At 64.0% G+C, this 18,294-nt stretch carries 14 protein-coding genes and 1 tRNA gene; 10 read left to right on the forward strand and 5 right to left on the reverse strand.

Features of this window, described 5'->3' with window-relative positions:
- Window positions 1-94: 94 nt before the first annotated feature.
- From BG83_RS0101595 to BG83_RS0101620, 6 genes are all read left to right on the forward strand, one after another.
- Window positions 95-2,440: a DNA translocase FtsK gene (locus BG83_RS0101595; protein WP_024975078.1), complete on the forward strand. Its 2,346-nt coding sequence runs from the start codon at window positions 95-97 to the stop codon at window positions 2,438-2,440.
- 109 nt (window positions 2,441-2,549) lie between these two features.
- Window positions 2,550-3,197 carry an outer membrane lipoprotein chaperone LolA gene (gene lolA, locus BG83_RS0101600; protein WP_024975079.1) on the forward strand — a complete coding sequence of 216 codons (648 nt, stop codon included), beginning with the start codon at window positions 2,550-2,552 and terminating at the stop codon, window positions 3,195-3,197.
- A gap of 35 nt (window positions 3,198-3,232) precedes the next feature.
- Window positions 3,233-3,658, forward strand: coding sequence for a hypothetical protein (locus BG83_RS0101605; protein ID WP_024975080.1), 426 nt, complete (start codon window positions 3,233-3,235; stop codon window positions 3,656-3,658).
- 99 nt (window positions 3,659-3,757) lie between these two features.
- Window positions 3,758-5,065 carry a replication-associated recombination protein A gene (locus BG83_RS0101610; protein ID WP_024975081.1) on the forward strand — a complete coding sequence of 436 codons (1,308 nt, stop codon included), beginning with the start codon at window positions 3,758-3,760 and terminating at the stop codon, window positions 5,063-5,065.
- 79 nt (window positions 5,066-5,144) lie between these two features.
- Window positions 5,145-6,461, forward strand: coding sequence for a serine--tRNA ligase (gene serS / locus BG83_RS0101615; RefSeq protein WP_024975082.1), 1,317 nt, complete (start codon window positions 5,145-5,147; stop codon window positions 6,459-6,461).
- Between the two features lie 80 nt (window positions 6,462-6,541).
- Window positions 6,542-6,631, forward strand: a tRNA-Ser gene (locus BG83_RS0101620).
- Between the two features lie 91 nt (window positions 6,632-6,722).
- Here BG83_RS0101620 and BG83_RS0101625 read toward each other — a convergent pair.
- From BG83_RS0101625 to BG83_RS0101645, 5 genes are all read right to left on the reverse strand, one after another.
- Window positions 6,723-7,634 carry an acyltransferase gene (locus BG83_RS0101625; RefSeq protein WP_024975083.1) on the reverse strand — a complete coding sequence of 304 codons (912 nt, stop codon included), beginning with the start codon at window positions 7,632-7,634 and terminating at the stop codon, window positions 6,723-6,725.
- 183 nt (window positions 7,635-7,817) lie between these two features.
- Complete coding sequence (locus tag BG83_RS0101630; protein WP_024975084.1) at window positions 7,818-8,948, reverse strand: porin; 1,131 nt, start codon at window positions 8,946-8,948, stop codon at window positions 7,818-7,820.
- Window positions 8,949-9,210: 262 nt separating this feature from the next.
- Window positions 9,211-10,140 (reverse strand): MBL fold metallo-hydrolase, encoded by a 930-nt coding sequence (locus tag BG83_RS0101635; RefSeq protein WP_024975085.1) that lies wholly within the window; start codon window positions 10,138-10,140, stop codon window positions 9,211-9,213.
- A gap of 40 nt (window positions 10,141-10,180) precedes the next feature.
- The gene (locus BG83_RS0101640; RefSeq protein ID WP_024975086.1) at window positions 10,181-11,131 is read right to left on the reverse strand and encodes a quinoprotein relay system zinc metallohydrolase 1; all 951 of its coding nucleotides are present in this window, start codon (window positions 11,129-11,131) and stop codon (window positions 10,181-10,183) included.
- The gene (locus BG83_RS0101645) at window positions 11,128-11,904 is read right to left on the reverse strand and encodes a quinoprotein dehydrogenase-associated SoxYZ-like carrier (RefSeq protein WP_024975087.1); all 777 of its coding nucleotides are present in this window, start codon (window positions 11,902-11,904) and stop codon (window positions 11,128-11,130) included. Before BG83_RS0101645 ends, BG83_RS0101640 begins: the two co-directional genes overlap by 4 nt.
- Before the next feature lie 286 nt (window positions 11,905-12,190).
- On the opposite strand from BG83_RS0101645, the gene BG83_RS0101650 reads away from it, so the two are divergent.
- The 4 genes from BG83_RS0101650 (at window position 12,191) to BG83_RS0101665 (ending at window position 18,247) form a co-directional block, all read left to right on the forward strand.
- Window positions 12,191-13,711 carry an aldehyde dehydrogenase family protein gene (locus BG83_RS0101650; RefSeq protein WP_024975088.1) on the forward strand — a complete coding sequence of 507 codons (1,521 nt, stop codon included), beginning with the start codon at window positions 12,191-12,193 and terminating at the stop codon, window positions 13,709-13,711.
- A gap of 258 nt (window positions 13,712-13,969) precedes the next feature.
- A complete protein-coding gene (locus tag BG83_RS0101655) occupies window positions 13,970-16,591 on the forward strand; it encodes a TonB-dependent receptor (RefSeq protein ID WP_024975089.1) in 2,622 nt (873 codons plus the stop codon).
- A 20-nt stretch (window positions 16,592-16,611) separates the two neighbouring features.
- Window positions 16,612-17,685, forward strand: a complete 1,074-nt coding sequence (locus tag BG83_RS0101660; RefSeq protein WP_024975090.1) for a beta-propeller fold lactonase family protein — start codon at window positions 16,612-16,614, stop codon at window positions 17,683-17,685.
- Window positions 17,672-18,247: a cytochrome b gene (locus BG83_RS0101665; protein WP_024975091.1), complete on the forward strand. Its 576-nt coding sequence runs from the start codon at window positions 17,672-17,674 to the stop codon at window positions 18,245-18,247. Before BG83_RS0101660 ends, BG83_RS0101665 begins: the two co-directional genes overlap by 14 nt.
- Window positions 18,248-18,294: the final 47 nt, after the last annotated feature.

Raw genomic sequence — 18,294 nt, forward strand, 5'->3', positions numbered from 1 at the left:
GCCGCGTTACAATCCTCGGCATCGCATTTGTGCTGTCCTTTTGTGCTGTCACCAAGCCGCGCGGCCTTGCCCAAGCGGCGCACCCGTCTCCCGCATGGCTCGAGCTTCCACCACTCCGACAACCCGCACCGATCCCTCCGCACTGCCGTCCCGCATTGGACGGCTGCTGGGGGAGGTCCGCTGGTTCCTGTTGCTGGCGGTGACCATCGCCTTCCTGATCATCCTTCTGTCATACAACCGGGCCGACCCCGGTTTCACCCACGCCAGCCAGGTCGACGAAATCCGCAACCTGGGCGGCCGCGTGGGCGCGTGGCTGGCCGATCTGCTGCTGTTTGTCTTTGGCGCGTCCGCCTACTGGTGGGCGGTGCTGCTGGTGCGCAAGGTCTGGCGCGGCTGGCGCGAGCTGATGTCGGACGAGCGCCTGCCGCGCACCTCCATGCCGCGCGTTGACGCCAGTGTCACGTGGATCGGCTTTGCGCTCATCCTGGCTTCCAGCATGGGTCTGGAAGCCATCCGCATGTACTCGCTGCACATGAAGCTGCCGCGTGCGCCGGGCGGCGTGCTGGGCGATGTGATCGGCGGGGCGATGCAGCATTCGCTGGGCTTTACTGGCGGCACGCTGGCGCTGCTGTTCACGTTCCTGGTCGGGTTGTCGCTGTTCTTCCATTTTTCGTGGCTGAACCTGGCCGAGCAGATCGGCGCAGGCGTCGAGATGCTGTTCGTCGGCTTCAAGACGCGCCGCGAGAGCAAGCAGGACCGGGCCATTGGCGAGGCAGCCAAGGTCGAGCGCGAGGAGGTGGTCGAAACCCGCCGCGTGCGCATTGAAGAATCGCCGCCGGTGCAGATCGTGCGCCCGACCGCCGTGGTCAAGAGCGAACGCGTGGAGCGTGAAAAGCAGCAGCCGCTCTTTGTCGACATTCACGATTCGGACCTGCCGCCGCTCGCGCTGCTCGATCCGATCCCGCCGGTTGTGGAAACCGTGAGCGCCGAGACACTGGAATTCACCTCTCGCCTGATCGAGAAGAAACTCAAGGATTTCGGCGTGGATGTGCAGGTGGTGGCGGCCTATCCTGGCCCGGTCATCACGCGTTACGAAATCGAGCCCGCCACGGGCGTGAAGGGCAGCCAGATCGTCAACCTCGCCAAGGATCTGGCGCGTTCGCTGTCGCTGGTGTCGATCCGCGTGGTGGAGACGATTCCGGGCAAGAACTACATGGGTCTGGAGCTGCCGAACCCGAAGCGTCAGGCGGTGCGCCTGTCGGAGATTCTCGGCTCGCAGGTCTACAACGAGAGCGTATCGCAGCTCACGCTGGCGCTGGGCAAGGACATCGCCGGCAAGCCTGTGGTGGCCGACTTGGCCAAGATGCCGCACTGCATGGTGGCCGGTACCACGGGCTCCGGTAAGTCGGTCGGGATCAACGCGATGATCCTGTCGCTGCTGTACAAGGCCAAGGCCGACGCGGTGCGCCTGATCCTGATCGACCCGAAGATGCTGGAACTGAGCATCTACGAAGGCATTCCGCACCTGTTGTGCCCGGTCGTGACCGACATGCGGCAGGCTGGCCACGCGCTGAACTGGGCCGTGGGCGAGATGGAACGCCGTTACAAGCTCATGAGCAAGATGGGCGTGCGGAACCTGGCGGGCTTCAACAAGAAGATCGAAGAAGCCGCGGCGCGTGAAGAGAAGATTCCCAACCCGTTTAGCCTGACGCCGGACGCGCCGGAGCCGCTCGACAAGCTGCCGATGATCGTCATCGTGATCGACGAACTGGCCGACCTGATGATGGTGGTCGGCAAGAAGGTCGAAGAGCTGATCGCGCGGATCGCACAGAAGGCGCGTGCCGCCGGTATCCATCTGGTGCTGGCGACGCAGCGTCCGTCGGTGGACGTGATTACGGGCCTGATCAAGGCCAACGTGCCGACGCGGATCGCGTTCCAGGTCAGCAGCAAGATCGACTCGCGCACGATTCTTGACCAGCAGGGCGCCGAAGCGCTGCTGGGCATGGGCGACATGCTGTATCTGGCGCCCGGCACCGGTTTGCCGGTGCGCGTGCACGGTGCGTTCGTGTCGGACGAGGAAGTCCACCGCATCGTCGATAACCTCAAATCGCAAGGCGAGCCGAACTACATCGAAGGCATTCTCGAAGGCGGTGTGGCCGACGGCGAGGGCGGCGGCGATGGCTTTGGCGGCGGCGCGGGTCTTGTTGGCGCCGGTGGCGGCGAGGCTGACCCACTCTACGACCAAGCCGTCGACGTGGTGCTCAAGAACCGCCGTGCCTCGATCTCGCTGGTGCAGCGTCACCTGCGTATCGGCTACAACCGCGCCGCACGCCTGCTCGAAGACATGGAAAAGGCGGGCCTTGTTTCTGCCATGTCCGGCAACGGCAACCGCGAAATTCTGGCGCCCAACCGCAACGGCAACGTCGTCGAAGAGGAATGATGCTGTCCGCATGTTGCGCGCATTTGCCGTTACATCGCGTTACCGCGTCGGCGGAATGTTCGGGCGCGGCCGGCCACTAAGAATAAGATCAACTGAAACCGGGATTCCTATGTTTGTGTTGAAAGCACGTCACCTGATGGCCGCCGGGCTGGTTTCGCTGGCGGCATGGTCGGCCGGCGCCTATGCGGGCGCAGTCGAACAGCTCAATGCGTTCGTGAGCAACGTCAGCACCGCGCGCGGAGAGTTCGTCCAGCGACAAGTGAAGGGCGGCACCAACGGCAGCCCGTTGCGCGTGGCCGGTACCTCCAGCGGCGATTTCGTTTTCTCGCGCCCGGGCCGCTTCGTCTGGCGCTATGTGAAGCCATACGAGCAGCAACTCTCGGCCGACGGCCAGATGCTTTACATCTTCGACAAGGACCTGAACCAGATCACGGAGCGCAAGCTCGATGCGTCGCTGGGCTCCAGCCCCGCCGCCATCCTGTTCGGCAGCAACGATCTGGCTAAGAACTTCACGCTCAAGGAAGGCGGTACCAAAGACGGCATCGACTGGGCCGAACTCACCCCCAAGGCAAAGGACACCCAGTTCGAGCGCATCGCCATCGGCTTTCGCAGCGGCGAGCTGCAGGGGATGGAGCTGCGCGACGCCTTCGGGAACACCACCTTGCTGACGTTCTCGAACATCCAGAAGAATCCGCAACTGCCGGCCAACGTGTTCCGCTTTACGCCGCCCAAAGGGGCCGACGTAATCAAGCAATGACGCGTGCAGGCCGGTTTTCGACAAGGAGACCGACCATGCCTTTGCCGTTCACCACCCCGCTGCACCGAGCGGCCGCTCTTGCTGTCGCAGCGTCAGCGGCAGCCGTCTTTACCGGATGCGCCTCCACCGGTGCGTCCCGTTTTGATGTCGATTCCTTCCTCGCCGCGCCCGACACCGTGCTAGCCGAAGCCTTGGTCAACAAGGATTTCCTGCACGCGACCGAGCTGCCTGGCGCCGAGTGCAGCGCATTGGTGAAGGGGCACGCAGGGCAAGTTGTGCCGATCCAGACGCCGGCTGATCCGCGCCTGCCCGAGGCTTCCGCGCGTCAGCCGTTTGTGATTCAGCCGCCGGCCAGCGAGAGCGTCTGGCTCCTCCTGCGCTCGCCCAGCGGTGCGCAGTCATGTCATGGGCCGCTGCCGGCCAAGGCGTTCATGGGGCTCGTGCAGCGCGCGTCAAACTGACCGCGCGTCGCGCGAAGGGGCGCCGGGGTTACGCCCGGTTTCTGCGACAATCCCCGGATGAACGCTTCCGCATCCCTCTTTCCGGACGCGCCCGCCCACATGCCGCTGGCCGAGCGCCTTCGCCCGCATTCTGTCGACGAAGTGATCGGCCAGCAGCATCTGCTGGGGCCGGGCAAGCCGCTGCGCGTGGCCTTCGCTTCTGGCGAGCCGCATTCGATGATCCTGTGGGGCCCGCCCGGCGTTGGAAAAACCACGCTGGCCCGCTTGATGGCCGACGCGTTCGATGCGGAATTCATCGCGCTGTCGGCCGTGCTCTCTGGCGTGAAAGACATCCGCGAGGCCGTCGAGCGCGCTGAGCAATTCCGCGCCAATGGCCGCCGCACGCTCGTGTTCGTCGATGAGGTGCACCGCTTCAACAAAAGCCAGCAAGACGCATTTCTGCCGCACGTGGAAAGCGGGCTGTTCACCTTCATCGGCGCGACCACGGAAAACCCCTCGTTCGAGGTGAACGGTGCATTGCTCTCGCGTGCCGCGGTGTATGTCCTCAAAAGCCTGTCTGACGACGAGCTGAAGCAGTTGGCCGAACGAGCGCGCCAGGAGCTGGGCGGGCTGGAGTGGGCCCCCGCCGCAGTCGACGCCATCGTCGCCTCTGCCGATGGCGATGGCCGCAAGTTGCTCAACAACATTGAAATCGTCACCCGCGCCGCGCGTTCGCAGGCTGAGGGCGATACCGTTCCGGTGGTCGACGAGGCGCTGCTGGCATCGGCGTTGTCGGAAAACCTGCGCCGCTTCGACAAGGGCGGCGACGCGTTCTACGACCAGATCAGTGCACTGCATAAATCCGTGCGCGGCTCCGACCCGGACGGCGCGCTGTACTGGTTCTGCCGCATGCTCGACGGGGGCGCCGACCCGCGCTATCTCGCGCGCCGCATCGTGCGTATGGCATGGGAAGACATTGGGCTGGCCGACCCGCGTGCCGGACGCATCACGCTGGATGCCGCGGAAACGTACGAACGTCTGGGCTCGCCGGAAGGCGAGCTGGCGTTGGCCCAGGCCGTGATCTACCTGGCCATCGCGCCCAAGTCGAATGCCGGCTACAACGCGTACAACGCAGCACGCGCCTTCGTCAGCCAGGACAGGTCGCGCAACGTGCCCGTGCATCTGCGCAATGCGCCGACCAAGCTGATGAAAGAACTTGGCTACGGCCACGCCTACCGCTACGCGCATGACGAGCCCGAGGCCTACGCCGCGGGCGAAACCTACTTTCCCGACGACCTGCCCGCGCAGAACTGGTACGTGCCCACACCGCGCGGCCTGGAAGGCAAGATCGGCGAGAAGCTGCGGCACCTGCGCGAGCTGGATGCACAGTGGCATGCCCAGCAGGACAAATCCTCTCGCAACAAATAATCCCCACGGGCCGGTACGATAAAATCGGCCTTTTCGATCATTCAGATCGCTCGCAATCTTCGGTTTCCCTTTTTCCACCATGCTTGATATCCAACTGCTGCGCAAAGACATCGACGCCGTCGCTGCGCGCCTCAAAGATCGCGGCTACGTGCTCGACGTGGCCGGCTTTGCCGCGCTTGAAGCGGAACGCAAGGCCATCCAGACCCGCACAGAAGAGCTGCAGGCACGCCGGAACAGCCTCTCCAAGCAAATTGGCATGCTCAAGGGCAAGGGCGAGGATGCATCGGGCGTGATGGCTGAGGTGTCGGGCATCGGTGACGAGCTGAAGGCGTCTGCCGCGCAACTCGACGTGGTGCAGGCCAAGGTGCAGGAATTGATGCTGTCGATCCCGAACCTGCCGCACGAAAGCGTGCCGGCCGGTCGCGACGAAACGCAGAACGTGGAAGTGCGCCGCGAAGGCACGCCGCGCACCTTCGACTTCCCGGTCAAGGACCACGTAGACCTGGGCGCCGCGCTGGGGCTGGATTTTGACGCGGGCGCCAAGCTGTCGGGCGCGCGATTCACTGTACTCAAGGGGCAGGTGGCGCGTCTGCATCGCGCACTCGCGCAGTTCATGCTCGACACCCACACGCTGGAGCACGGCTACACCGAGGCTTACGTGCCGTACATCGTCAACGCCGCGTCGATGCGTGGCACCGGCCAGTTGCCGAAGTTCGAGGAAGACCTGTTCCGCGTGCCGCGCAAGATGGGGCACGGTGCAGAAGAGGAAGACGGTGAACGCGTCGAGAACTTCTACCTGATCCCGACCGCCGAAGTGCCGCTCACAAACCTCGTGCGCGATGAGATCGTTGCCGCGGACGCGCTGCCGATGATGTTCGCGGCGCATTCGCCGTGCTTCCGTTCCGAAGCCGGGTCGTACGGTAAGGACACGCGCGGCATGATCCGCCAGCACCAGTTCGACAAGGTTGAGATGGTGCAGATCGTGCAGCCAGAAACCTCGGCCGCGGCGCTGGACGCCATGACCAACTGCGCGGAGAACATCCTGCGCAAGCTCGAACTGCCGTTCCGCACCGTCGTGCTTTGCACCGGCGACATGGGCTTCGGCAGCACCAAGACGTACGACATCGAGGTGTGGATTCCGGCGCAGAACACGTACCGCGAGATCAGTTCGTGCTCGAACATGGGCGACTTCCAGGCGCGCCGCATGCAGGCGCGCTTCCGCAACGCGCAGGGCAAGCCGGAGCTGGTGCATACGCTCAACGGTTCGGGCCTCGCCGTGGGCCGTACGCTGGTGGCCGTGCTGGAGAACTACCAGAATGCGGATGGCTCGGTCACGGTGCCGGCGGTGCTGCGCCCGTATCTGGGCGGCCAGGAAGTGCTGAAGCCGGCAGTTTGATCGAGTGGCGCCGACCCTCTTGATCTGGCCGGAAAAATTCTGTTATAGTCGCGGTTTCGCGATTCAGCGACCCAGTTACCGGAGAGGTGGCAGAGTGGTCGAATGTACCTGACTCGAAATCAGGCGTACCGGCGACGGTACCGTGGGTTCGAATCCCACCCTCTCCGCCAGCAGTAGCAAAAGCCCCTTGGTTTTACGACCAAGGGGCTTTTTGTTTGGCGCTTAGATTTCGTCTGGCGAAGAATGCGTCGATACCGGCGGTCACGCTGCGCGGTTTGCCGCCCGCGCCAGCATGTTTTCAATCTGCTGGTCCTTCTCTTCCCAGAGCTGGGCGAGCCAGCGGTGGAAATCGCTACGGAAGGCGGCGTCGGTGCTGTAGTCGTGCGTGCAGAAATCCGGCGGGATCGGCAGCTCGCGGATATGCACCATCACCCGGCCGGCTTGGCCGCTGGCCAGTTGCCAGAAGCTTGGTGTGCCGTCCGGGTAGGCAATGCTGATATCGAGCAGCGACTGGAACCGCCCACCCATGGCATTGAGCGTCAAGGCCAGCGCGCCAGCCTTCGGCTTGAGCAGATGGCGATAGGGCGACGATTGCGTCCGGTGCTTTGAGGGGGTGTATCGCGTGCCTTCGGCAAAGTTCATGACGCTGGTCGGCACGTGGGCGAACTTGGCGCAGGCGCGACGCGTGGTTTCGCGGTCTTGGTTGCGCAGCTCGGGGTGTTTGCGCAGCGCCGCTTTGGAGTGCCGACGCATGAACGGGAAATCCAGCGCCCACCAGGCCAGGCCGATGACCGGCACGTAGATCAACTGCTGCTTGAGGAAGAATTTCAGCAGCGGGATGCGCCGGTTCAACACCCGCTGCAGCACAAAGATGTCCACCCACGACCGATGGTTGCAATTGACCAAGTACCAGCCCGCATAGCGCAGGTTGTCGGCGCCTTCCACGCTCCACGGCTCGCGTTGCAGCACGCCGATCCAGGCATTGTTGCAACCGATCCAGCACGTGGCGACCCAGTTGAGCATGGGATCGATCCGGCGGCGGACCGCCGCTACCGGCACCAGCAGCTTGAACGCCGAGAGCATGAATAGCGGTGCGCTCCAGAACAGCGTGTTCAACGCCAGCAGGATCGAGCTAAGCGTGCCCAGTACAAAGGCAGGCAGGACGCGAATCAAGGCACCTCCAATGAGAGCCCGCCGGGTGACAGCGGCAGGCAGGAATCGTGATGTTAAGGATACGTGAGCGTAACTCGGATCACCCGCCCAGACCATGCGCTGCGTCAGGATTCATGCTTCGCGTCTGAGGGGCGAAAAAAAACCCTTGGTGTTGGCCAAGGGTTTTTTCTGCTCAGGTACGGCTCAGAACGAATGCTTCAGCCCCACACCCGCCAGCACCGTCTTGGCGCCCGGCGCCGTACCGCCCGCCACGATCGACGTCTTGAGACTTTCCAGCGGATCGGCCGTGCCCACCGCGCCCGCGTTGACGTACACGAGCTGCGCATACAGCGTGGTGCGTTTGGAGAATGCGTAGTCGTTGCTCAGCACGATCGACTTGGTGGAACTGTCGTGCGCGCTGCTTTCGTACTTGCTGTAGTAGCCGGCCAGCGTGGCAGTATTGGCGGGGCTCCACTTGTAGTCGAGCCCGGCGCCGATCGATTTGACGTCCGATACGCGTTGGCCAGTCGGCGCGTTGTTGGTGACGCCGATGTAGTTCAGCCGGCCCGTGAAGGCATCGAACGGCACGGCCACACCTGCGCTCCACAAGCGGCTGAGGGTTTCGCCCGTGCCACTGTCCGCCGTTGACTGATAGCCGAGGCCGACTGTGACCGGGCCCGTGTACGTGGCACCCAGCGAGAGTTCATTGCCGCGTTTGAAGCTGCCGGCGGTCTCGCCAAATGAATACGCAACGCCCAGCCACACGGGGCCGAAGTTGTTGGAGTACTGCAGTGCGTTGCCAATGAACACGCCCACATCGTTGCCGGGGTTGGTGCCGGCGCCCATCGCGTTGCCCGGTGCGGGCAGTTGGTTGTAGGCCCAGCCGTACAGATTCGAGAACTGCTCCTTGAAGCCGCGCGCTTCCGTGCCGATCGTGCCGAGGAGCGCCGGGCTGTACTGGCGCCCCAGCGTGATCGCGCCCCAGTTGCCGCTGAGTCCGACGTTCGCCTGCCGGCGGAACAGCTCCGAGCTGAAGCCCGGGCCGGTGGTGAGCGTGCCGGTGTCGCTGCTGAAATGTCCTTCGAGGTCGAAGTTGGCCTTCAGGCCGCTGCCCAGGTCTTCCGCTCCCTTGAGACCCCAGATGCTTGGGCTGATGCCGCCCGAATGCATTTCCGTGATGCTGCCGCCGGCTGCGCTGCGGTTTTGATACTGGAGTCCGGCATCGACTGTGCCGTAGATCGTGACCGACGATTGTGCGATGGCGCCGCTCGCTGCGCAGCCGAGGGCGGCAGCAATGGCGGTCAGGACGCAGGGTCGAAGGCGTGTGTTCTGCATGTTGTCTCCGTATTGTCGTTGTGTGATGCGTCCATTGAATTGGCTCGGACGCATGCGGTGTTGGCGCCAAACACGCGGGGCGCGCGCTCAACGTCGGCGGGACTTTGCAATATGCGTACCACGACGTTCGCCGCGCATTGCACGGAGTTGCAGTCCGTTGCTTAACGTTTGCGGATGCCCGCGGCTGTGCGTGCGATGTGGCGTGGCGGGACAGTTGGCGCAACACATGTCCGCTCTCTGTTGCGCAGTGGAGCAGCCGCAGTCAGACCCTTGGCGCGCTTTGCATCCAGCGATCTTCGAGCTCGCGCCATGCACGTCCGACGTTCAGCGCATGGCGGGGGTCGAAGTTTCGCCAGTCGCGATAGGCGTCGCCCGGGACGTACGCGAGCGCGCGTGCTGCATCGCCCCCGGCTTCAATGGCCTGCGTAATCGCGCTATCGAGCATGTCGAGATAGGCGAGTGTTGGTTGCAGCATCTGCGCCGGTGTGCCGATGGCGGTGCCGACGACGATGGTGGCGGGCAATTGAACAAGCGCATGCAATGCTTGCCGCCAACCGACCAGCGAGCCGTCCTGCAGGTCGGGAATGCGCTGCCGATATGCCAGGCCACCCGTGCACAGCACGCCGCGCTGCGGCGCGTACAGCACCGTGTCGGAAGCGCTGTGCGCAGCTGTGCAGACGTGAACTTGCCAGGCTGTCTTGCCGGTGTGCAGCCAATCGCCATCGCGCAATGCGGGCTCGGGATAGACGATCTGCGTTTCGTGCATGACGCGTGCACCGAGCAGGGCGGTCAGCCGCGCCAGACAGGTCTGGCAACGCTGGCGCATCAGGTCGGTGGTGGCGGCCGATGCCAGGAAGGCAGGGCGCGGCTGCAGTTGCGCGAACGCCGCGTTGGCGAGCACGTGCTCCGGGTGCGCGTGCGTGTTGACCACCCAGCGGATCGGTTCAGCCGTGATGTGCCGGATGGCCGCGATCAGATGGTGTCCCCATCGCGCGTGCGGGCCCGGGTCCACCACAAGCACGCCGTTGCCGGTCGTGTGCACCAGCGTGGGCACGACTTCTCCGGCATTCCCGCGCGAGGCCTCTGCGTTGACAGCGCGCGCAGCGTACAGGCCATCCTGCAGACGCAACAGCGTAACGCGGGCGGGTGCCGCAGACGCCGTCGGCGCCGGATTGATCAGGGTCGCGAGCATGATGCGCATCCAGCGTCGCCGCGCGGGGTCTGGCGCCATGTCAGGGCGCCAGCGCGGCGTTCTCGTAGCGTGGGTAGAAGCGGGTCACGTTGCGCACGTACTCCGCGGGCATTCCGCCCCATTGCGCGTAGGGCGCGTCTACCGGCATGGCAATCACCTCTGCAAGGTCGCGTCCTTCTGCGGCCGCGCGGCGCATGCGTGCATCGAGCCACTGCAGGTACTGACGTGTCTGTGCAATGGCATCTGCCTTGCCGAGCGCGGGCCCGTGGCTGGGGATCAACATGCGCGCGCCGCTGTCGGCAACGATCTTCTGCAACCGATCGAGGCTGGCCAGCCAATGCGCAATGTTGGCGTGCGGCGTGGTGGGAATCCGGTCTCGAAAGGCAATGCCGCCGGCGAAGACGACACCGCTGGTCCGGTCCACCAAGACGAGATCATCATCGGTATGCCCATCGAGGCGGATGAGGTCGATGCGGTGGCTGCCCATGGTGCGTGTGCCGGGCGTCAATGGCACGCCCGGCGGTGTGGATACCGTGTTCTGCATCCACGCGCCGCAGATGCGGTAGAGATTGTCGGCATAGGCCGCGCCTTCGCGTTGCGCACCGGCAATGGTGCCGGGCAGCGCCTGGGCGCCGATATCCGCATAGGCCTGGTTGCCGAAGAAATAGTCGGGATGCAGGTTGAGGTTGAACACCCAGCGCACCGGCGCCGAGGTGACTGTGCGGATGGCCTGGCGCTGCTGTTCGCCGTACAGCAGCGACGGCCCGGTGTTGATGACGAGCACGCCGTCGCCCGTATCAATAAAGCCGGTGTTGATGATGTTGCAGCCGTTGCGCGCCGAAAAATCTGCGTTGGCGCCTTCCAGCACCCAGACGCCGGGCGCAACCGGGTGCGGTACGAGGTGGTAATCGGGGCTCTCTGCGCGCGCGCTGGCAGTCAACATCGCCAGGCACAGCAGCAGGAGCCCCAAACGTTGGTGCCGTCGGTTCATCGTGTCACCTGTGCGCGGATGCGGTTGCCGTTGTTGTCGACGCCGGCCACGCTGATGCCGCGTTCAACGGGGCCATCCAGATCGAACGAGAAGATCGGGTTCTCGGCCACGGGCTCGTACAGCGCCAGTTCAAGCATGGGCTGCCGCCGGGCATCGAGCAGGTTGAGCTGCTCGATATGGAAGGATGGAATGCCTGCCACCAAGCCCGTGTCCATCGGATGCATCACGCGCAGGCGGATGCGGCTGCCTGCGCCGTTGAAGCCCGGAAACACGCGCGACTCCACCTGGTTCAGCGTGGTGCTCCACGTGGAGTTCTGGCGGGTGGCCCCGGGCAGCGTGCAGCCGCCGCCGGTGGCGTCCACCTGCAAGGTGCCGACATGCCACACACCGTCCTGCGTACGCGCCGCAACGCGCACCGCAGAGGCCTCCTGCAGCTTGAACCGGAACGACAGCGCCGGGCGCACGTGCATCGGCGCGAATTCCAGCACCTTGCGGATCGGGTTGCGGTCGACCACGACGACGATGCGCTCCACCTTGCCGAGCGCCGACGCGTCAAACGCAATCGGCACCTGCATCGGGTCTTCCGCAAATGCCGGCCCGGTGATCCTGATGCGGCTGTCGAACGTTGTTCGCGCCGCGCCAAACACCTCCTGCTGAATCGTCGGCCAGAGCGGGGAGCCCGCCGGGTCGATATTCGTCTCGGCGCGGGCCGGCCAGGACAGGCACGCAGCGGCCAGCGCGGCAGCGGCAGCATGGAGTGAAGCCGTTCTCATCGTGTGCCTTGGCAGGTTCAGGTGAAAGGCCCATGTTGCGAAAGTCATGCCATGCAAGCGGTGTGTCCGCACGCGCGTCCATCGGGTGTTCAGGTGATGGGGCGTTGAGCTTTGCAACACCTGTTGTTCCATTCTGGAGCACTCTCGCAGGCCAATTGGCGTGAACAAGCGATTGGGAGTGGATGCAGCATCCGCCGCAGGGGATGGCCCGGGTTTTGCAGATGACGACCGGACACAGCGCAGACAACGACGCTGCGGTCATCACTCAAACATCAGGAGACAACCCATGCGTTACGCTCATCCCGGCACTCCCGGCGCCATCGTTTCGTTCAAGCCGCGCTATGGCAATTTCATCGGCGGTGAATTCGTGTCGCCGGTCAAGGGGCAGTACTTCACCAACACCACGCCGGTGACGGGCGAGGTGATCGGCGAATTCCCGCGCTCGACCGCTGAAGACATCGACCGCGCGCTCGACGCCGCGCATGCTGCCGCTGACGCCTGGGGGCGCACTTCGGTGCAGGACCGCTCGCTGATCCTGCTGAAGATCGCCGACCGCATCGAGCAGAACCTCGAACTGCTGGCCGTGACTGAAACGTGGGACAACGGCAAGCCCGTGCGTGAAACGCTGAACGCCGACATTCCGCTGGCCGTGGACCACTTCCGCTACTTCGCCGGCTGCATTCGTGCGCAAGAGGGTTCCGCTGCCGAAATCAACGAGCACACCGTGGCGTATCACATCCACGAGCCGCTGGGCGTGGTCGGCCAGATCATCCCGTGGAATTTCCCGCTGCTGATGGCGGCATGGAAGCTGGCGCCTGCACTGGCTGCTGGCAACTGCGTGGTGCTCAAGCCGGCCGAGCAGACGCCGCTGGGTATCTGCGTGCTGATGGAACTGATTGGCGATTTGCTGCCGGCAGGTGTGCTCAACGTCGTGCACGGCTACGGCAAGGAAGCCGGCGAGGCATTGGCCACCAGCAAACGCATTGCGAAGATCGCCTTCACGGGCTCGACGCCGGTGGGCTCGCACATCATGAAGTGCGCGGCCGAAAACATCATCCCGTCGACGGTGGAGCTGGGCGGCAAGTCGCCCAACATCTACTTCGAAGACATCATGCAGGCCGAGCCGAGCTTCATCGAGAAGGCCGCCGAAGGCCTGGTGCTGGGCTTCTTCAACCAGGGCGAGGTATGCACGTGCCCGTCGCGCGCGCTGGTGCAGGAATCCATCTACAGCCGCTTCATGGATGCGGTGATGACCAAGGTGGCCGCCATCAAGCGCGGTGACCCGCTCGACACCGAGACCATGGTTGGCGCGCAGGCTTCGGAGCAGCAGTTCTACAAGATCCGCAGTTACCTGGAGATCGCGCAGGAGGAAGGTGCCGAATGCCTGGTCGGTGGCGACGTGGAAGTGCTGCCCGGCAATCTGTCGAAGGGCTACTACATCAAGCCGACGCTGCTCAAGGGCGACAACAGCATGCGTGTGTTCCAGGAAGAGATCTTCGGCCCGGTGATTGCCGTGACGACGTTCAAGGACGAGGCACAGGCCCTGCAGATCGCCAACGACACCGACTTTGGCCTGGGCGCCGGTCTGTGGACGCGCGACATCAACCGCGCGTACCGAGTGGGTCGCGCCATCAAGGCGGGACGCGTGTGGACGAACTGCTACCACCTGTATCCGGCGCACGCGGCGTTTGGTGGCTACAAGAAGTCGGGCGTGGGCCGCGAGACCCACAAGATGATGCTCGACCACTATCAGCAGACCAAGAACCTGCTGGTGAGCTACGACACCAACCCGCTGGGCTTCTTCTGATGGTGTAGCAGGACGGCTGGCGCATGGTCATCGACACCCGTGCGCCAGCCGCTGACCTGCGAGGCAAAGACCTCGCCGGCGAAAAAAGAAGAGGAGACATGGCCATGCGCCCACCACATGCACTGCCGCAACGCGCGCAGGTGTCACCCCCATCGCCGCTGATTCCCAGCGGGGAATAGTCCTCGCCACGCTTCGACTTCCGGACATGCCGTTGGCGCACCGGGGCTCGGCGAGCGAGAAACACCAGGGAGACACTCCGTGCATTCGAATACCAGCCGTTCGGGGAAGGACGCCAGCCGTCTGCGTAACGCCGGGCCGCGTCTGGCCGGCGGGGTGGCGGCGCTCGCTGCCGCGGGCCTGTACTCGCCGGCGTTTGCCGAAGACCAGATCATTGCGGTGGCGTTGCCCACCGCCCAGGTCGTCGGCTCAACCCCGATCGACAGCATTGGCGTTCCGCTGTCGCAGTTCCCTGCCAACGCGCAGCGCATTAGCGCAAAGGATGCGCGCGAGCAACGCAGCTCGAATCTGGCGGACCTGCTGAACGATAACCTCGGCCAGGTCAGCATCAGCAATGGGTCGGGCAATCCGTACCAGAACGACATCAACTACCGCGGGTTTCAGGTGTCTTCGCTGCTGGGCGTGCCCATTGGCGTGTCGGTCTACTTTGATGGCGTGCGGATGAACGAGCCCTTCGGCTCCATCGTCAACTGGGATCTCATTCCCATGAACGCGATGTCCAGCGTCAACATCCTGCCGGGCTCCAATCCGATGTTCGGCCTCAACACCCTGGGCGGCGCGCTTGTCGTCAACACCAAGAACGGAAAGGACAACGCGGGCACGTCGATCGAGGCGCTGGGCGGGTCGTTTGGCCGCCGGGCGCTGAGCTTCGAGACCGGCGGTGCTGACAAGGCGCACGGCACCGATTACTTCGTCGCCGGCAACTTCGACCGGCAGGACGGCTTTCGTGACCACTCAGGTTCCGAGGTCAAGCAACTGTATGGAAAGGCGCGGTGGCACGGCAACGACGGCGCTACCCAACTGGAACTGTCAGCTGCACTGGCAGATACCTCGCTGAGCGGCACGCAGTCGCTGCCGATGGACATGATGGCCAACCGCAGCGCAGCCTATACGTGGCCCGACACCATCTCAAACCGGATGGCGATGCTGAACCTGAAGGGCAGCCATTGGTTGAACGACACCAATCAACTGGCCGGTAGCGTCTACTACCGCAAGGCCAACCTGCACAACGTCAACAGCAACGCGCAGCTGGACGACGGCTGCTTCAATGACGACGGCTCGCTGGCGACGACCACCGTAGGTGGCATCACCGGCTACCAATGCGCGAACAGGGCGCCGAACGGCACGGCAGTGAATGCCGTGACCGGCGCCAATGCGCTGGCGCTGGGCTACGGCCGCTGGACGAACGCCATCAACACGAGCGTCGTCGATTCCGCCACGCATGAGGACACGGTGGGCTCCTCCCTGCAGTGGTCGAACTTCAGCCAACTGGCGGGACGCAACAATACGTTCACGTTCGGTGGTGCGTTCGACCATTCGCGCATCACGTACGACCAGACCACTTACCTGGCTCGGTTGATCAACTATCAGGCCGTGGTGATTCCCAATCAGGAGTACGGATTCACCGCCAATGGATCGGCACCGTCGACATCGAACCCGGCTTTGTTCACAGGCAGCAACGTGGTCGGCGCGGTCAACCTGTCGTCCAACGTCAACAACTTCAGCGCGTATTTCACCGATACGTTGAGCGTGACGGAAAAGCTGAGCGTGACGGCATCCGGAAGCTTCAACTACACCACCCTCAACCAGGGCGGCGCCAACAACAAATACCTGAACGGTGACGGCGGTTACTCGTGGACGGACGACGTATCGGGCGTGTCGTACTACAACCCCGGCTATGCGAACGCCTATCGGTATTCGAACGCTGGATCGGGTGTGGCATCCACCCCGAACGGGGTTCCGGCAGGGGCGGTGGCGGGGCCGGAAACCAACAGTCTGGCCGGCTCGCACCATTACCACCGGTTCAACCCCGCATTGGGATTCAACTACGACCTCGGGGCCGGGCAGGGCATCTTTGGCAGCTATAGCGAATCGATGCGCGCACCAACATCGATCGAGTTGTCTTGCGCCGATCCGAACAGCCCGTGCTCGCTGCCGACCGGGTTCAACGGTGATCCGGACCTCAAGCCCGTGGTGGCCAAGACCATCGAGTTCGGCGGCCGCGGAAAGCTCGGCAAGTCCACCTACTGGAGCGCGTCTGTCTATGACTCGCGCCTCAGCAATGACATCCAGTTCATCGCCACGTCAAACACCTACGGCTACTTCGCCAACGTCGGCAAGACGGAGCGGCGCGGCTTTGAACTGGGCGCGAGCACGAAGATCGACAAGTGGTCGTTGTCGGCCAACTTTGGTTATGTCGATGCAATCTACAAGTCGGCATTCACCACGGCCAGCGGGCAGAACGTGGTGAGCGGCAACAAGATCCCGGGCATCCCCGCAAAGACGCTCAAGCTTGGCGCGTCGTACGCCTTCAGCCCGAACCTGTCGATGGGCGGGAACGTGATCCTGGTCAGCAAGCAGATCGCGCACGGCAACGAAAGCAATGCCGACCCGAACGGCCAGGTGGCCGGCTACGGCCTCGTCAATCTGAACCTGCACTACAAGCCGACAAGCAACCTCGAAATCTCGGCGTACATCAGCAACCTGTTCAACAAGCGCTATTCCACGTACGGCCTCTCGGGCACCCGGAGCATCTACACGCTGGCGACGCAGCAGTTCATGACGCCGGCGTCACCACGCGCAATCTGGATTGGCCTGACGTATTCATTTGGAGGCAAGGCCTCCGGTGCCGACAAGGACTGAGCCCCTTCGAAGAGACGATCATGAATGCATTGACCTATTACATCCGGATTGCCACGTTGATCAGCGTGGGTTTGGTATCGACGCTGCAGGCGGTTGCCGAGGTGCCGGACCCCATCGCGTATGTCACGAATCAGGGGGGCGGTGTGACCGTGCTGAATGCACGCACGCTCAAACAGGTTGACGAGGTTGCCGTGGGCAAGGACCCGCGCGGCCTTGCAGTCACCCCCGATGGCCGCTGGCTGCTGACTGCCAATCAGGGCAGCGCCGATGTGTCGGTGGTCGATACGGGCACGCGTAAGGAGGTCAAGCGCATCGCAGTCGGCAGGAATGTCGAATTCATGCGCATCTCGCCGGATGGCCGCCGGGCGTTCGTCACCTACGAGCCTTCGTCGGAAGGTGGGCCGCCGGCCAAGAACGACCGTGCCGGGAAAGGCGAGGAGGCCGAGAAGGATGAAGCCCCCGCTGAAGTCGCAATCATCGATCTCAGCCAGTGGGCCGTGGTTGGCCGCATCAAGGCCGCCCGCGAGACCGAAGCCATCGAATTTTCACCGGGGGGCAAGTTGCTGCTGGTGGCGAACGAGGGTGACAACACGGTCGGCGTCTATGAGTTGTCCACGCTCAAGCAGATCCGGCGGGTGGATGTTGCGCCGTTCGGCAATCGGCCGCGCGGCATCAAGATCGCGCCGGATGGAAAGACCTATGTGGTGACGCTGGAAAACTCGAACAACCTGTTGCTGCTCGACGCCGCTTTCAAGCCGATCAAGACAGTGCCTACTGGGCAGGGGCCGTACGGTATCGCGTTTGACCGAGAGGGCCGATACCTCTGGGTGGCCGCCAGCCGAGCGGATCAGCTGCAGGTGTTCGATGCCCGCACCTTCGCACCGGTGGCCACCATTCCGGTGGGCAAGCGTTGCTGGCATTTCAGCTTCACGCCCGGCGAGCAGAAGCTGCTGCTTGCCTGCGGCCGGTCGAACAGTGTGCAGGTGATCGACGCGCAGAAGCGCGAGGTCGTCGATACGCTCCAGGGTTACAAGCTGCCCTGGGGCGTGGTGACCTATCCAACCTCGGTGGGCACGCTTGATGCGCCGCGCTGATCGACCCACCCCCGCAACGGCGCCTGCCTACGCGGGCCTGCCGATCGCTTTGCATTGGGTGAGCGCATTGCTGCTATGCGGGCTGTTTGCGCTGGGCTACTACATGACCGGGTTGGCCAAGGGTGCGCCCGGCAAGGCTGCCTGGGTGAATCTGCATAAATCGCTCGGCCTGACGGCGGCGCTGGTAATCGCGTGGCGCGTGGCCGTGCGCCTGCGCCGTGCTGCGCCGCCTTCGATTCCGGGGCTGCACTGCTGGGAGGCGGAGCTTGCGCGCATCACCCACCGCCTGCTCTACATGTGCATGGTCGTCATGCCGCTGTCGGGCTACCTCGGGTCTTCGTTCAATCAATACGGAACGCGCTTCTGGGGCGTGCCGCTGCCGCGCTGGGGTTGGGTCGACAGCGCACTGCAGCACATGTTCTACACGGTACACAGCACGACGGCCGATCTGCTGCTCTGCCTGGTTGCCTTCCACGTTGCCGGAGTGATCAAGCACCAATGGCTCGATGCACAGCGGTGTATGCAGCGCATGTTGCCTGGCCGGCGCTCCCGCGCGCTGTAAGCCGCGGTCTTCGCGGGCTGCGTTCATTGCGTTGCTCCATTTCGCAA

Source organism: Ralstonia pickettii (assembly GCF_000607165.1).
Lineage (GTDB): Bacteria > Pseudomonadota > Gammaproteobacteria > Burkholderiales > Burkholderiaceae > Ralstonia > Ralstonia holmesii.

Coding starts and splice junctions, on each gene's coding strand:
- BG83_RS0101595 (WP_024975078.1), top strand. CDS start 95: ATGGCTCGAGCTTCCACCACTCCGACAACCCGCACCGATCCCTCCGCA.
- lolA (WP_024975079.1), top strand. CDS start 2,550: ATGTTTGTGTTGAAAGCACGTCACCTGATGGCCGCCGGGCTGGTTTCG.
- BG83_RS0101605 (WP_024975080.1), top strand. CDS start 3,233: ATGCCTTTGCCGTTCACCACCCCGCTGCACCGAGCGGCCGCTCTTGCT.
- BG83_RS0101610 (WP_024975081.1), top strand. CDS start 3,758: ATGCCGCTGGCCGAGCGCCTTCGCCCGCATTCTGTCGACGAAGTGATC.
- serS (WP_024975082.1), top strand. CDS start 5,145: ATGCTTGATATCCAACTGCTGCGCAAAGACATCGACGCCGTCGCTGCG.
- BG83_RS0101630 (WP_024975084.1), bottom strand. CDS start 8,948: ATGCAGAACACACGCCTTCGACCCTGCGTCCTGACCGCCATTGCTGCC.
- BG83_RS0101635 (WP_024975085.1), bottom strand. CDS start 10,140: ATGCTCGCGACCCTGATCAATCCGGCGCCGACGGCGTCTGCGGCACCC.
- BG83_RS0101640 (WP_024975086.1), bottom strand. CDS start 11,131: ATGAACCGACGGCACCAACGTTTGGGGCTCCTGCTGCTGTGCCTGGCG.
- BG83_RS0101645 (WP_024975087.1), bottom strand. CDS start 11,904: ATGAGAACGGCTTCACTCCATGCTGCCGCTGCCGCGCTGGCCGCTGCG.
- BG83_RS0101650 (WP_024975088.1), top strand. CDS start 12,191: ATGCGTTACGCTCATCCCGGCACTCCCGGCGCCATCGTTTCGTTCAAG.
- BG83_RS0101660 (WP_024975090.1), top strand. CDS start 16,612: ATGAATGCATTGACCTATTACATCCGGATTGCCACGTTGATCAGCGTG.
- BG83_RS0101665 (WP_024975091.1), top strand. CDS start 17,672: ATGCGCCGCGCTGATCGACCCACCCCCGCAACGGCGCCTGCCTACGCG.